The sequence below is a fragment of the Paraburkholderia sp. BR10937 genome, assembly GCF_040965695.1.
Classification (GTDB): domain Bacteria; phylum Pseudomonadota; class Gammaproteobacteria; order Burkholderiales; family Burkholderiaceae; genus Paraburkholderia.
Window position 1 is genome coordinate 198482 of record NZ_JBFRCL010000006.1, and the last position, 12800, is coordinate 211281.

The 12800-nt window shown below is 65.9% G+C and carries 14 protein-coding genes and 3 pseudogenes; 9 read left to right on the top strand and 8 right to left on the bottom strand.

Annotated elements, in window-relative coordinates; all coding sequences use genetic code 11:
* Positions 1-75: 75 nt before the first annotated feature.
* Positions 76-354 (bottom strand): annotated as a pseudogene (locus AB4Y44_RS07640) (SDR family NAD(P)-dependent oxidoreductase); the annotation flags it as partial.
* A gap of 66 nt (positions 355-420) precedes the next feature.
* On the opposite strand from AB4Y44_RS07640, the gene tkt reads away from it, so the two are divergent.
* Positions 421-2544, top strand: a complete 2124-nt coding sequence (gene tkt, locus AB4Y44_RS07645) for a transketolase (protein WP_368699139.1) — start codon at positions 421-423, stop codon at positions 2542-2544.
* Here the strand turns inward: tkt and AB4Y44_RS07650 are convergent, their stop codons facing one another.
* From AB4Y44_RS07650 to AB4Y44_RS07660, 3 genes are all read right to left on the bottom strand, one after another.
* Positions 2545-2832 carry a DUF1488 domain-containing protein gene (locus AB4Y44_RS07650; protein ID WP_342923133.1) on the bottom strand — a complete coding sequence of 96 codons (288 nt, stop codon included), beginning with the start codon at positions 2830-2832 and terminating at the stop codon, positions 2545-2547.
* A 48-nt stretch (positions 2833-2880) separates the two neighbouring features.
* Positions 2881-3900, bottom strand: coding sequence for a chemotaxis protein CheB (locus AB4Y44_RS07655; RefSeq protein ID WP_342923134.1), 1020 nt, complete (start codon positions 3898-3900; stop codon positions 2881-2883).
* A gap of 72 nt (positions 3901-3972) precedes the next feature.
* Entirely contained in the window at positions 3973-4134 is a 162-nt protein-coding gene (locus tag AB4Y44_RS07660; protein WP_342923135.1) for a DUF1328 domain-containing protein, read from the bottom strand.
* A gap of 173 nt (positions 4135-4307) precedes the next feature.
* Here AB4Y44_RS07660 and AB4Y44_RS07665 point away from each other — a divergent pair, with 173 nt between their 5' ends.
* Genes AB4Y44_RS07665 through AB4Y44_RS07675 form a run of 3 tightly spaced genes read left to right on the top strand, consistent with a single transcriptional unit; the run spans position 4308 to position 5407 of the window.
* Positions 4308-4709, top strand: coding sequence for a BON domain-containing protein (locus AB4Y44_RS07665; protein ID WP_368699140.1), 402 nt, complete (start codon positions 4308-4310; stop codon positions 4707-4709).
* A 51-nt stretch (positions 4710-4760) separates the two neighbouring features.
* Positions 4761-4979, top strand: a complete 219-nt coding sequence (locus AB4Y44_RS07670) for a hypothetical protein (protein WP_342923137.1) — start codon at positions 4761-4763, stop codon at positions 4977-4979.
* Positions 4976-5407 (top strand): CBS domain-containing protein, encoded by a 432-nt coding sequence (locus AB4Y44_RS07675; protein WP_133183161.1) that lies wholly within the window; start codon positions 4976-4978, stop codon positions 5405-5407. Before AB4Y44_RS07670 ends, AB4Y44_RS07675 begins: the two co-directional genes overlap by 4 nt.
* Before the next feature lie 60 nt (positions 5408-5467).
* Here the strand turns inward: AB4Y44_RS07675 and AB4Y44_RS07680 are convergent, their stop codons facing one another.
* The 3 genes and pseudogenes from AB4Y44_RS07680 to AB4Y44_RS07690 form a co-directional block, all read right to left on the bottom strand.
* Positions 5468-6817, bottom strand: a complete 1350-nt coding sequence (locus AB4Y44_RS07680) for a cation:proton antiporter (RefSeq protein ID WP_368699141.1) — start codon at positions 6815-6817, stop codon at positions 5468-5470.
* A 114-nt stretch (positions 6818-6931) separates the two neighbouring features.
* Positions 6932-7417 carry a GNAT family N-acetyltransferase gene (locus tag AB4Y44_RS07685; protein ID WP_368699142.1) on the bottom strand — a complete coding sequence of 162 codons (486 nt, stop codon included), beginning with the start codon at positions 7415-7417 and terminating at the stop codon, positions 6932-6934.
* 10 nt (positions 7418-7427) lie between these two features.
* Positions 7428-7989 (bottom strand): annotated as a pseudogene (locus AB4Y44_RS07690) (formate dehydrogenase); the annotation flags it as partial.
* Between the two features lie 265 nt (positions 7990-8254).
* On the opposite strand from AB4Y44_RS07690, the gene AB4Y44_RS07695 reads away from it, so the two are divergent.
* The 5 genes and pseudogenes from AB4Y44_RS07695 to AB4Y44_RS07715 all read left to right on the top strand — a co-directional run bounded on the left by AB4Y44_RS07695 (position 8255) and on the right by AB4Y44_RS07715 (position 12549).
* Complete coding sequence (locus tag AB4Y44_RS07695) at positions 8255-8644, top strand: ester cyclase (RefSeq protein WP_368699143.1); 390 nt, start codon at positions 8255-8257, stop codon at positions 8642-8644.
* Positions 8645-8810: 166 nt separating this feature from the next.
* Positions 8811-9797 (top strand): alpha/beta hydrolase family protein, encoded by a 987-nt coding sequence (locus tag AB4Y44_RS07700; protein ID WP_368699144.1) that lies wholly within the window; start codon positions 8811-8813, stop codon positions 9795-9797.
* A gap of 137 nt (positions 9798-9934) precedes the next feature.
* Complete coding sequence (locus AB4Y44_RS07705) at positions 9935-10753, top strand: sulfotransferase (RefSeq protein ID WP_368699145.1); 819 nt, start codon at positions 9935-9937, stop codon at positions 10751-10753.
* A gap of 453 nt (positions 10754-11206) precedes the next feature.
* A pseudogene (locus AB4Y44_RS07710) lies at positions 11207-11344 on the top strand (LysR family transcriptional regulator); the annotation flags it as partial.
* Positions 11345-11529: 185 nt separating this feature from the next.
* Positions 11530-12549: a hypothetical protein gene (locus AB4Y44_RS07715; protein ID WP_368699146.1), complete on the top strand. Its 1020-nt coding sequence runs from the start codon at positions 11530-11532 to the stop codon at positions 12547-12549.
* 7 nt (positions 12550-12556) lie between these two features.
* Here the strand turns inward: AB4Y44_RS07715 and AB4Y44_RS07720 are convergent, their stop codons facing one another.
* Positions 12557-12754, bottom strand: coding sequence for a hypothetical protein (locus tag AB4Y44_RS07720; protein ID WP_133183144.1), 198 nt, complete (start codon positions 12752-12754; stop codon positions 12557-12559).
* Positions 12755-12800: the final 46 nt, after the last annotated feature.

Here is a 12800-nt window from a genome sequence, read left to right on the forward strand (position 1 = left end):
CGCGCAGAACGCGTGCCTTGCAAACCGCGCCCTTCGACGAGCGCCGCGTCGTTGAATCGTTCCGGTGGGCACCGCGAGCGCGCGCATGCCACGATAAGCGGCCTGTAATTGCGCGGCGGCGCGCACGAGCCGCTCGGGTTCGCGTGAAAGCAGCGCGACGTCGTAGCCCGCGTGCGCGAAGGCTTCGGCAACGGCGCGGCCCACGCCGGCGCCGGCGCCGGTCACGACAACGATCTGGTGGTGCGGTTTTCGTTGCATCGGCTCGGTATCCGAAAAGGACGGACGTGATAGTGTCGAACCGCAATGGCTATGCCTGTCTGGCATCGAAATGCGGTGCGGGGGCCGGCACCGCATTTGCGCATCGACCTGTTTGCGAACTGCCGCCCGCTTGCAGCGCGCCCCTGCCGAGGAGTCCAGCCCATGCCATCGAATGCCACGCCGAACGCCAGGCCCACCCGGGCCGACCCGTCCGATCTAGACCGTCTCGCCATCGACACGATCCGCACCTTGTCGATGGACGCCGTGCAAAAGGCCAATTCCGGCCACCCCGGCACGCCCATGGCGCTCGCGCCGCTTGCGTACCAGATCTGGCAGCATCATCTGCGTTACGACCCTGCCGCGCCGCTATGGCCCAATCGCGACCGCTTCGTGCTCTCGAACGGCCACGCTTCAATGCTGCTCTACTCGTTGCTGCATCTCACGGGCGTGCAAGCCGTCGACGAGAAAGGCAAGCTCACGGGCAAGCCCGCCGTCTCGCTCGACGATATCAAACACTTTCGCCAGATCGACAGCGTGACGCCGGGGCACCCCGAATTCCGCATGACCACGGGCGTCGAGACGACCACGGGGCCGCTCGGCCAGGGGCTCGGCAACAGCGTGGGCATGGCCATGGCCGGCCGCTGGTTGGAGCGGCACTTCAATCGCGCCGACGCCAGAATCTTCGACTACCGCGTCTATACGGTGTGCGGCGACGGCGACATGATGGAAGGCGTCTCGCACGAAGCGGCTTCACTCGCGGGCCATCTGGGCCTGTCGAATCTGATCTGGTTCTACGACAGCAACCGCATCACGATCGAGGGCCACACCGACCTCGCTTATAGCGACGATGTCGAAGCGCGCTTTCGCGGCTACCACTGGAACACGCTGCACGTGGACGACGCCAACGACACGAAGGCCATCGAAGCCGCCATCGAAAAAGCGCAGGCCGTGACCGACAAGCCGACGCTCATCGTGGTGAAGAGCATCATCGGCTGGGGCGCGCCGAACCGGCAGGACACGGCGGCGGCGCACGGCGAGGCGCTGGGCGAGGACGAGGTGCGCCTTGCCAAGCGCGCGTACGGCTGGCCGGAGGACGCGCATTTCCTCGTACCCGATGGCGTGTACGAACGTTTCGCGCAAGGCATGGGCGCACGCGGCAAGGCGGCGCACGAGGCATGGAAGCAACGCTACGACGACTACGCGAAGCGCTATCCCGAGCTAGTGAAGGAACTGGGCCTGATGCTCGACGGCAAGCTGCCCGAGGGTTGGGACGCCGATATTCCCACCTTCGAGGCCGACGACAAGGGCATGGCCACGCGCGAGTCGTCGGGCAAGGTGCTCAACGCCATTGCGCAACGCGTGCCGTGGATGATCGGCGGCGCCGCCGATCTCTCGCCGTCCACCAAAACCAATCTCAAGTTCGAGGGCGCCGGAAGTTTCGAGCGCGACCATTACGACGGCCGCAACCTGCACTTCGGCATTCGCGAGCACGGCATGGGCGCGGTCTCCAATGGCCTCGCGCTTTCGGGCTTGCGGCCGTTCGCGTCGACGTTCCTGATTTTCAGCGACTACATGAAGCCGCCAATCCGGCTCGCCGCAATCATGGAGTTGCCAGTGGTCTACGTGTTCACGCACGATTCGATTGGCCTCGGCGAAGACGGGCCAACGCACCAGCCGATCGAACAGCTCGCCTCGCTGCGCGCTGTGCCGGGCCTGCTCACGCTGCGCCCCGCCGACGCCAACGAAGTCGCCGAGTCCTGGCGCGTTGCGCTCGCACGTTCGCGCGGACCGGCCTGCCTGGTGTTGTCGCGCCAGCCGCTGCCCACCGTCGACCGCAAAAAATACGCGAGCGCAGAAGGCGTGCGGCGCGGCGCATACGTACTCGCCGATGCGCCCGACGGCAAGCAGCCCGAAGTTCTGCTGCTCGCCACGGGCAGCGAAGTTTCGCTGTGCATTGCCGCCTATGAGACGCTGAAACAGGAGGGGATCGCGGCACGCGTGGTCTCGATGCCTTCGTGGGACGTGTTCGAACTGGAGGACGAGGCGTACCGCGATTCGGTGCTGCCGCCGCACATCCATGCACGCGTGGCCGTGGAGCAGGCGGCGACGCTCGGCTGGGATCGCTACGTTGGCCGCTTCGGCTCGCAGATCGTGATGCACACGTTCGGCGCCTCCGCGCCGCTCAAGGCGCTGAAGACCAAATTCGGCTTCACGCCGGAACGCGTGGTCGAAGAGGCGAAGAAGCAGATTGCGCGTTGCAAGGCAGGCGCGGGCGCGGGTGAGTAGTCAGTGCCTGCCGGCGCCGTACATGCGCAAATAGCCGCTGTGAAGCATCACGGGCTTGCCGTCCGTCTCTTCGATGAGGCGGGCGGCCGCCGCTTCGATCGCGTCGCGGTTGCGGTGGAACGCCTGGCGCAGATCGGGTTCGCGCAGCGATCGCGCGCCGAAGCGGTCTTCCAGCGCTTCAGCCGTAATGGCACAGTCCACCGGCACGGAATCCGCCACCGCAACAAAGGTTAGCGCGAGTTCCTCCGTGTCGTACTCGACCGGGCCTTCGGGAAAGGTGATTTTCATGACCGATGGACTCCTGAAATGCATGCCGACCAACCTGCCCCTCGCGTCTCACCCGCTTGCGCCGGAAGTACGCGCCACCGCGCGTAGCGCTTCGAGCATGATGGCTTCGAGTTCCTGGGCCCTCGCCACGCGCGCGCTTTCGACCACGAGGCCGTCGCTGTCGCCGGAACGCTGAGCCCAGTCCTTGCGCTCGCGGGCGTACACCAGGTGCTCCCTGACGGACCGCGCCGCGGTCCACAGTGCGCGTTCCACCTGACTCACGATGCCCTCCTCCAGCGACATCTCCGAAAACGCGTGACCCGTGTGGCAACGGTAACGGTGGGGACGTGCGTCCTTGATCTGCCAGAGCGTACCGCCGCACTCGGGGCACGTGAGGGCCGTGCGTTCGCCGACGATGTCGAGCTCTTCGGGCGAAACGAACCCGCGCGCGGCAACACGCGCCTCTTCTTCAGTTTGCGAGCCCGCTTTCATGGCACGCTCCTTAGCCAGGGTAGCCAATGGCGCCGCGCGCAAGGCGTCGCCGATCGCGGCAGCCATGTCCTGAATGCCGGCCACCGTCGCCGCGCCGTCTACTGCGCGCAGGGCCGCGGCAGGCATGGACGACGCTTCGCATTCCTGCGGATCCTGCACGAGACACGCACCACCGCACGCACGGACCGCTGCGAGGCCCGCCGCGCCATCGTCGAGATCGCCGCTCAGCACGACGCCGACCACCTCGCTACCATACGCCATGGCGGCGCTGCGAAACAATGGATCGGCGGCGGGCCGCGAGAAGTTCTCGGGTGCGCCATCGGAGAGCCGAAGGCGCCCTTTCTCGACGATCAGATGCCGGTCGGGGGGCGCCACGTAAATGCGGCCCGCCTGCAGCACTTCGCCGTCGGCGGCGTGGGCGGCGGGCAGCGGGCCGCTGCGCGACATCAGTTCGGGCAGCGTGCTTTTGTGGCGACCAACATGCAAAACCACGCACACGGCAGCCGGCAAATCGCCCGGGAACCCGGCCGCGAGTGTACGCAGCGCGGAAAAGCCGTCGCGCGAAGCGGCGATGACCACGATTTTCAACGGTTCCATGCCGCTCTCCCCCCGGCGCGCGCATCGTACATGCCCAGGCGAAGTGGCGCCTTGACCGACACCGGGGACGGATTACCGCCTCGTAATGCCAAACAGCAGGCTTGCCAGAAAGAGAATCACGAAGACGACGAACAGAATCTTGGCGATGCTCGCGGCGCCCGCCGCAATCCCGCCAAACCCGAAGACAGCAGCGATGATGGCTATCACGAAGAAAACGATCGCGTAGTAAAGCATTGCCGGCTCCTTTGAAAAGGTCTCACGGCGTATGCGCACCGGCTGTGCCCGAGCCGGTTTTGGCGAGGGCGACGCGGGTCCCGGGCAGCACCGGGTGCCAGGAAGCACTGGGTCCCGCGGCACGCCCGTTGCGGGAGAAGCAGCCTGCGGCTCTCAAAGCGAAGGAGGCAGTCATGTACCCGTTGCAATGCGCCTTGCGCGCGGGCCTCGCCGGCCTCTGTGTCGTGCTCGGCGCGCAGGTAGCGCTTTCCCAGAGTCGCCCGCGGGCCGCCAGCGCCGAATCGCCTCCCATTGCGCGGCCCAACCAGTTGCCGCAGCACAATCTCGCGGCGGGCAATCCGGGTTACGGCGGCGAGGCGAGCGACACGTTCATCACCGCCCACGCGAAGGCCGCGCTGATGGCCACAGACGGCGTGAACTCCAGCGACGTCCACGTCACCACCCAGCGCGGCGCCGTCACGCTCACGGGCACGGTGCCCGACGAGGCGCAGCGCGACAAGGCCGAAAGCGTGGTCCACGACCTCGATGGCGTGGTCTACGTGACGAACGACCTGAAAGTGTCCAAACCGCAATAACGCCGCAAAGTCTCATCACTAACCGCCATGACCTCTCCACGGGAGTTCTTCATGCCGATGCTGTATGCCTTCACGACGTCGTTTCATTTGCCGCCGCCCGATCCACTGGACGACCCGCAACGCCCGCCGCTGCCGCCGCAGCCGGACGACCGCCCGCCGCCCCCGCTGCCCGAAGGCGATCCCCCGCCGCACGTGCCGCCGGAGCGCGTCGAGCACGCGGCGCGTTTTCTTGAGAAGAGGTACGACAACCACGAAAGGAGAAGACAATGACCCAGGTTCGCGAAGTGATGTCACGCGAGGTCGTGCATATCGCGCCCGATACGACGATCCGGCACGCCGCCGAACTCATGCGCGACCACGACATCGGCGCGCTGCCGGTGTGCGACGGCGAGCAGATCGTCGGCATGGTGACCGACCGCGATCTCGCCATGCGCGGGCTCGCTCAGGGTTGCACGGGCGAGGAAACGGTCTCGCACGTGGCGACCTCGGGCGTGCAGTGGTGCTATGAGGATGAAGACGTGAACGTCGTCCAGCGCCGCATGGCGGAGGCGCAGGTGCGCAGGCTGCCGGTGGTGAACCACGAACGCGAGCTGGTGGGCACGCTCTCGCTCGGCGACATCGCCACGCGCTGCGACGGCGCACAGCGCGAGCGCATCGCCAATACGCTCGAAGACATTTCGCAGCGGCGCGTGCCGTGACGATCGGCGTGGATACGGCTCGGCTCAGGTTTGCATCGATGCCTGCCGCTCCGCCGCCGGCTAGTCGAATGCTTCCCTCGCGCGCACGCGGCGCTCCGCTGCCGCGTGCGCTTCCTGACGCCGGTAATAGCGTTCGAGCACGTAGCCGGCCGTCGCGCCGTGCAGCACGACGGACAGCACGATCGCGTCGAGTGCCGCGGGCAGCACGGGCCGCAGCACATCGCCGGCCTCGTCGATACCCCACACCGCGTAATAAAACGCGCCCACGCCGCGGATGCCCATCCACGCCATCAGCACGCGCTGCGGCGCGTCCGCGTGCGAACCCGTCATTGCCGCGAACACGGCCAGGGGACGCGCAACGAACACCAGCACGAGTGCGCACAGCACGGGGCGCAGATCGAGCATCTCGCGCCAATGCGCGGAAATTACACAGCCGATGATCAGCAGTACCGAGAACTCGGCCAGCCGCTCGATTTCCAGCGTGAAACCCGTCATGCCTTCGGCAAGCCAGACGTGGGCGCGCTGCGGGTCTTTCGCGACTTCGGTGCGCTCGCCGAGTTGCACGCTTTCGAGCGCTTCGGCCGGCCGGCGCTCGCCCGTCGCGCGCAGTTCCTCGTGGCGCAGCGCCACGCCCGCGGCGAATACGGCCACGAACGCGTACGCGTGCAGCAGCAGCGCCACGCCGTAGGTCACGGACATCAGGCCGATCGCGATGAAGCCGTCGAGGCCCACCGCTTCGCCATAGCGCGTACGCAGATGGAACACGATCCGCACGCACAGCGTGGCGAGCACGGCGCCCACGAGGAGCGCACCGGCGATGCCCCAGGCCACCCACGCGGCGAATGCCGCCGCGTTCTGCGTGCTGGCGCCGGGCACGCCGCACAGCGCGAGACCGAGCAGCGCGAACGGCATCGCCGCGCCGTCGTTGAGGCCGCCTTCGCCTGAGAGCGCGAATCGCACGGGCTCGGCGTCGCCGGCTTCATGAACGCGCAACTCGTTGGCGAGCACCAGGTCGGTCGGTGCAAGCGCCGCGGCAAGAAACAAGGCAACGCCGCTGGCCACGCCCAGCGCCAACCCGAACGCGTACATCAGCGCGACGCTCAGCGCCATGGCCAGCACGCCCAGGCGCAGCGGCAAGCGCCAGAGCCGGTCGCGCAGCCGCACGCGCAAGTGCATGCCCACGGAAAACAGCGAAATCACGAGCCCGGCCTCCGCCACCACAGTGAGCGTACGCACGTTCTGCGCAAGATCGGCGTGCACGAGACCGAGCACACCCGGCCCGACGATCACGCCCACGGCCAGATAAATCATCGCGCCCGTCAGCGGCAGACGCGCGATCGGGCCCCGCGCGAGCGCCACGAACATCAGCAGCACGCCGATCAGCAAAAACCACGGTGCTTCCTCCGGCATCGGAAGACTTTCCTCCTCGTCGATGGTTGCGGCGTTGCGTGGGCCGCTGCCCGCGCACCAACCGCGCATTCGCGCAACCTCTGTGCCTCCCCTCGTGCGGGCGGCGCGGCAGCGTCATTCGTCCGCGAGGAGCGGCAGCGCCTTCGCGAAGCACCGCACCTCGCTCAAACCGGCACGGTCCGCGAACGGCTCCGCCGGCTCGTAACCGTGCCGTTGATAGAACGCGATCGCGCGCCGGTTGGTGTCGCGCGCCTGAAGAATGACGCGCCGATAGCCCGCCCCGGCCGCCACCGTCTCGAGAAAACGGAGAATCGCCGTGCCGGTTCCCGGCCATTCGGGCCGCCGGTAGAGGCACTGGAATTCGGCCACCTCGAACGAGAAGCGGCACAGCGCGCCGCAGCCGATCGCGAGACCATCCATGGTGCGCGCCATGACAAAGGCGCTGCGCGCCGAACTCAGGTCGCCCAGGTAGAACTGCGACTGCACGCTGTCCCCACGGTAGAGCGCCAGCGTGGCGCTCATCTCGTCGAGCAGAATGCGTGCATCGAGCGTGCACGCGTTCTCTCTTCGCACCACTGCGAGTGTCGATATGTCTTTCATTGCTCATGCCCTCGAGGCCGATCGTGCCCACGCCCACGCCGATGGCCTGCTTCAAGCCCACGCTCGTACTCTCGTGACACATGTTCGAGCTATCGGGCATATTGTTGGTGCCGTACATGCGCGCAAACAGCTGCAGCATGCACGACGTTTCCAGCAACGCGCGTTCGGAGGTGTAGAACACGACACGACGCTAGCTGGATCGAAGCCGCGCAGCTGCGCGCCGATCGCCGCGAATGCCTCCTCCCAGGCGACGGGCACGTAGCGGTCGCTCTGCGCGTCGTAGCGCATCGGCTCGGTCAAACGGCCGCGTCTTCGAGTTCGTGATCGTGCCATTCGAGCAGTTCGCCCACGGTGTGCCGCTCGAAGAATGCTCGGTCGGCGCGTTTGGGTGTGGTGTCCCACGCCGTAGCTTTCGCACCGCTTTCGCAGAACTCGAAGGGGTGCGGATGCGCAGGCTTCGCCCACGAACAGCTCACGCACATGAAACCATCGGGCTTGTTTTGATGCGGCAGGATCTTCGCGTCGCGCACGACGGTCTTTTCCTGCACGAGAATCCGCGTGACCGCCTTCAGCGATCCCCAGCCGCCCGAGGCATAAGGGAAGCCCGCCCCTTGGGTCCGCTTGGCCGGTTCTCGCTGCGGAGAGGATTTTGGGTACGTGGGGCCTTGTCCATGTCGTGCCTCGGTTAGAAGTCTTTCGGGTCGCCACAAGCTTTCGCGTGCGTGCTGAGAGCGCCTCAGTGCGCGCACTTCGAATGCCCATACGGCGCGTTCGAGGCCCCTCACGCCGCTTTCGTCTACCATCGCGTGTGCTTCGTCATCCGATCAGGAGACCGTATTGGACGCACAGCAACTGAGCACCCTTTACCGGCGCTACATCGACTGCCTGAACCGGCGCGATTGGGCCTCCCTCGTGGATTTCGTCGCTCAGGACGCGATCCACAACGGCCGTCCGCTTGGCCTCGCGGGATATCGCGCCATGCTGGAACAGGACGTTCGCGACATACCCGACTTGCGCTTCGACATCGAACTGCTGGCCGCCGAGCCGCCGCTCGTGGCCAGCCGCTTACGCTTTGATTGCACGCCCCGACACGTCTTTCTCGGCTTGCCTGTCGATGGGCGGCGCATCGCGTTTTCGGAGAATGTCTTCTACGCCTGGCGAGACGGGAAGATCGCGCAGGTCTGGTCGGTCATCGACAAGGCGGCGATCGAGGCTCAACTGTCATGAAAAGCCGGTTTGCAGCGGCGATTGCTGCGTTTTTCGGCTGCTTGACCAGTTGTTCAATCGCACACGCAGCAGAAAGCCAGGATGCGTCACCTTGCAGTGCGGAAAGTGCCGCGCATTCGGGCTCCTCGTATCCGGTTCTTTCTTCCCGACTTCCTCCGGAAGCGCCATGAAAACAACCCGCAAAATACTGCCGTACGCCGCGGCCCAGATATTGACCGTACTCCTGTGCCTGTTCACCGCGGTCGCACACGCGGCGGGCTTCAAGCGCCTCGACATCCCCGCCGACGCCAACGGCCCGGCCTTGAACGCCATGGTGTGGACGCCATGCGCCGAGCCCGCCGAAGACGTGCCGTTCGGTCCATACATCCTGCACGGGCGGGGCGACTGTCCGACCGTTGGCGACAAACTTCCGCTCATCGTCATTTCGCACGGCCACACGGGTTCGTTTCTGGGCCACCATGACCTTGCCGAAGTGCTGGCCGATGCTGGCTTCGTTGTGGCCGCAATCAATCATCCCGGCGATTCGTTCGCCGACCCGGGCCGCTCGGGCGATCTGTCCGTGTTCGTCGAGCGGCCGACCGATATCAAACGCCTGATCGATTACATGCTGGGCGCCGCGCCCGACGCCGTGAAGATCGACCCGCAGCGCATCGGTTTCTTTGGCTTTTCGCGCGGCGGCTATACGGGTCTGGTGCTAGCGGGCGGCGCGCCGGACTTCAAGCACGCCGATGTGCCGTGCCCGGACCCCAGGCCGCCAGTCTGCGACGAGATCGCGCGTGGCGAGCTACCCACGCAACCGCTGCCAGTCGACGCGCGCATCAGGGCATTCGTACTCGCCGATCCGCTCAACGAATTCCCCGCCGCGAGCGACCTGAAGAACGTGACGGCGCCCATGCAGGTGTGGGCTTCGCAATATGGCGGCGACGGCGTATTGCCCCACAACGCGCCTGCGCTTGCCAACACGCTGCCGCGAAAACCCGACTACCACTACGTGCCCGACTCGGCGCATTTCGCCTTTCTTGCGCCCTGCCCAGCGGGCATGAAAAAGAGTGTGCCGGAGATCTGCGTGGATGAGCGCGGCTTCGACCGGGTCGCGTTTCATAAGCAGTTCGATGCAAGCGTGCTCGCGTTTTTCGAGGCGAATCTGCGCTAGCGTTCACGCTGCCCGGTAGCCCGGCCGCCAGCGCTTTGTCACCCTGGCCATCGCGGCGTCAGTTTCGCGCCAGCGTAGGCAGGTAAGATCGGGGCAAACGAAGGAATGGCGCAGGACGCAACAGGGGCGAGGGCAGAATGCATTCTTTTCCGCTATTCATTGTCGGTGCACCCCGCTCGGGAACGACGTTTCTCTGCTCGGTTCTCAATGCGCACCCACACATCCAGCTGACCAACGAATGCCGCGTTTTCGCGCTGGTCAAGGACATGCTGGAGGTGGGCAGCCAGCGCCCCGATCTTCTTGGCGCGGCCTGTCGCGGCCGCTTCAACGCTTATAGCCGGCGCACGCTCGGCGCCTGGGTCGAGCGCTTCTATCGTGAAGAACTCGCCATGTCGGCGCCGATCTGGGGCGACAAGCATCCGCCTTACGCCGATCCGACGATTCTTTCCGGCCGGATCGGCGCAATCGAGCGCCTGCCGCGCTCCGGGTCGTGCCTGAGGCTCATCCACGAATTGCTGCCCAACGCTCGCTTCATCCATCTGCATCGCGATCCCGGCTGGGTCGCCAATTCGCTGGTGCGCAAGCACTGGATCGGGTCGGTCAACGACGGCGTGCGCGTGTGGGGTCAGTATGTGATCGAGATCATCGACTTCTTCGCTGAAATCCCGAAGGAGCAAACATTAACGATCGGCTATCGCAATCTCATCGAGGATGCGGACACGACGATAGCGAGCGTCAGCCGCTTTCTGGGGCTCGCGGACCCCGCGCCGATGCGCGATTTTCTGCGCGCCCAGCGCAGCGCGCCAACGCCGTTCAGCGATCCGGTGACCGATATCGCCGATCTCTACGTCGTGCCGCCTACGCCAACGACGGACAACGCGCTCCTCGCGCTCGCAGAAAGGGCGGCGACGCAACTCGGCTACTCGGCATCGGCAACTCTTTTGGAATCGAGATAACTTGCGCATGCTCAGCACCCACACCAAGCGGTTCGTGTAGCCGTCGCGGAACGAGTGGTGGTTCTGTTACCCTTGACCTGCCGTCCTACGAAGTCGCTATTCGGGTGGACGAGGCTCACGTTGTCCTTCGTCGTCACCCAGTAGTAGCTCTTCGGATCTGCATTCAACTGAGCATATTGCGCAGTGAAGCCGCCGTCGATGTAAAGTTCCGCGCCGGTGACGTCGCTGGCGAGGAAGAGACGTACATCCCGTGTTAGCCGCATGGGGACTGCTCATCGCGCAGCCCGCTCAGCGCAATGCAATGAACGCCGCTGCCCTGGGACGAAGGTTGCGTCGGGCTGCGGAGGACGCGCTCCGCATGCTACATGCGAGCCACTCGGGCAGAGCTAACGTCGGCAGCAAAGATCGAAAGCAAAATGAAATATCTCACCAAAACCCCGCCCTATCCGGCAAGTGCGCAAAATTCCGAATTTTGCGCTTCTGCGCGCCTTTGAAGCCGCAGCACGGCTCCAGAGCTTCGCGCTCGCGGCACGCGAACTCCATTTCACGCCATCGGCGATCAGCCATCAGGTCAAGGAACTCGAGACGTATTTCGTGCCGCACGACCGACATCAGGCAGAGCCGCCTGGCGGCATTCCGGCAGTGGTTGCTGGCGCAAGCGTCGCCCGGGTGAGCGCTTGCGTTCGGCGGCATACCCAGGGGGTTTCCCGCCGCTTGAATGTCATCAGCCGCGTAGTACGATGAAGTCATCGAAAAACAGAATTAGAGGTCCCTCAATGGACACGACCGCACGGCACGCGACGGCCATCGCATTGCTCGCAACGGGCTGCGCAGTATCGGCAGCGTCACACGCGTATAGCAAGGAAGAAGACGCCGCGGCGCAGGACCGCGAAGTCCAGGCGGCCTATGACCGGGGCTACAAGGCAGCCAGGGAGGAGATGGCGCAGGCGGCGGCTCCCGCCGCTGCGCCAGTGAAGAAGACAAGCGGCACGGCGGCGCAGAAGCCCATCCTCGACATCAAGCACTCGTATAGCGACGCGGGTGAAGTCTCGACGGTCATGACCGTGCCGGTCGTGGTCAAGCCGCTCGCGGATGGACAAGGCGCGCAAAGCGAACAACGCGCGGGAGAGACTCAGGAGGCACAAGACGTCCAGGACTCCACCGCAGCGGCTCCGGCCGCAGCGGCGGCGCCCGCTCCCGAGCAGACGAACGCGCACGCCACCGTTGCGAAAGGCGCCAACGCAGCGCCGGCTGCGGCCGCCCGGCAACCGCAACCGCAATCGCAGCCGCACGCCTACGCGCAGGCGAGCGCGAACCGTCGTGCGGTGGCGGCAACGCCGCCCGCGCAGGACGACGTCGCGCCGCCGGAGTCGCTGGCGAACGACGAAACCGTCGACGAACCGGAGCCGCCGCGCTCCGCGCAGATCTACTCGACGCAGGGCCAGGGTTACGCCCAACCCTACTACCAACCGGCACAGCCGCGGGTCCAGCAACAGGTCCCGCCGCAAGCCCAGCAATACGCGCCGCCGCCCCAGCCGTATGGCTATGCCCAGCAGCCGCCGTATGCGCAGCAACGGCCGGCCTACGCACAGCAGCCGCCTGCCTATGCGCAGCAGCAGCCGGTGTATGCGCAGCAATACGCCCAGCAGCAATACCCGCAGCAGCAGCAGCCCGTGTACGCGCAGCCCCGGCCCGCTTACTACCCGCCGCCCGCACCGTGGGGCGCGCAGTACCAGCAACCGCCGGCACGCTGGGTGTACTGGTCGCCGCAGTACGGGCGCTGGATGTATTACTGAGCGCCGCTTACCAGCGCGCGTCGTTCATCTGGCAGGCGAGCAGGCAACCCAGGGCGGAGATGGTACCGACGGAGCCGATACCAAAACCCAGGGCAATATTTTCCGCGGTCGTCGCACAGCCCTGCAGCATCAGCGTCGAGCTGAGGAGCACAGGGAGCAGGAGCTGACCCAGGATGCGCGAACAGGTTGGGCGTCGTTGTGACATGGGGCGTGGGTCCGGGGATTTTTTTGCGGTAGTTGAGCTTGTCAGC

Bases quoted from the DNA above. Each gene is read 5' to 3' on its own strand.
- AB4Y44_RS07660 (WP_342923135.1), bottom strand. From the start codon at position 4,134: ATGCTTTACTACGCGATCGTTTTCTTCGTGATAGCCATCATCGCTGCT.
- AB4Y44_RS07650 (WP_342923133.1), bottom strand. From the start codon at position 2,832: ATGAAAATCACCTTTCCCGAAGGCCCGGTCGAGTACGACACGGAGGAA.
- AB4Y44_RS07655 (WP_342923134.1), bottom strand. From the start codon at position 3,900: ATGGAACCGTTGAAAATCGTGGTCATCGCCGCTTCGCGCGACGGCTTT.
- AB4Y44_RS07680 (WP_368699141.1), bottom strand. From the start codon at position 6,817: ATGCCGGAGGAAGCACCGTGGTTTTTGCTGATCGGCGTGCTGCTGATG.
- AB4Y44_RS07700 (WP_368699144.1), top strand. From the start codon at position 8,811: ATGAAAACAACCCGCAAAATACTGCCGTACGCCGCGGCCCAGATATTG.
- AB4Y44_RS07705 (WP_368699145.1), top strand. From the start codon at position 9,935: ATGCATTCTTTTCCGCTATTCATTGTCGGTGCACCCCGCTCGGGAACG.
- AB4Y44_RS07670 (WP_342923137.1), top strand. From the start codon at position 4,761: ATGCCGATGCTGTATGCCTTCACGACGTCGTTTCATTTGCCGCCGCCC.
- AB4Y44_RS07675 (WP_133183161.1), top strand. From the start codon at position 4,976: ATGACCCAGGTTCGCGAAGTGATGTCACGCGAGGTCGTGCATATCGCG.
- AB4Y44_RS07720 (WP_133183144.1), bottom strand. From the start codon at position 12,754: ATGTCACAACGACGCCCAACCTGTTCGCGCATCCTGGGTCAGCTCCTG.
- tkt (WP_368699139.1), top strand. From the start codon at position 421: ATGCCATCGAATGCCACGCCGAACGCCAGGCCCACCCGGGCCGACCCG.
- AB4Y44_RS07715 (WP_368699146.1), top strand. From the start codon at position 11,530: ATGGACACGACCGCACGGCACGCGACGGCCATCGCATTGCTCGCAACG.
- AB4Y44_RS07685 (WP_368699142.1), bottom strand. From the start codon at position 7,417: ATGAAAGACATATCGACACTCGCAGTGGTGCGAAGAGAGAACGCGTGC.
- AB4Y44_RS07665 (WP_368699140.1), top strand. From the start codon at position 4,308: ATGTACCCGTTGCAATGCGCCTTGCGCGCGGGCCTCGCCGGCCTCTGT.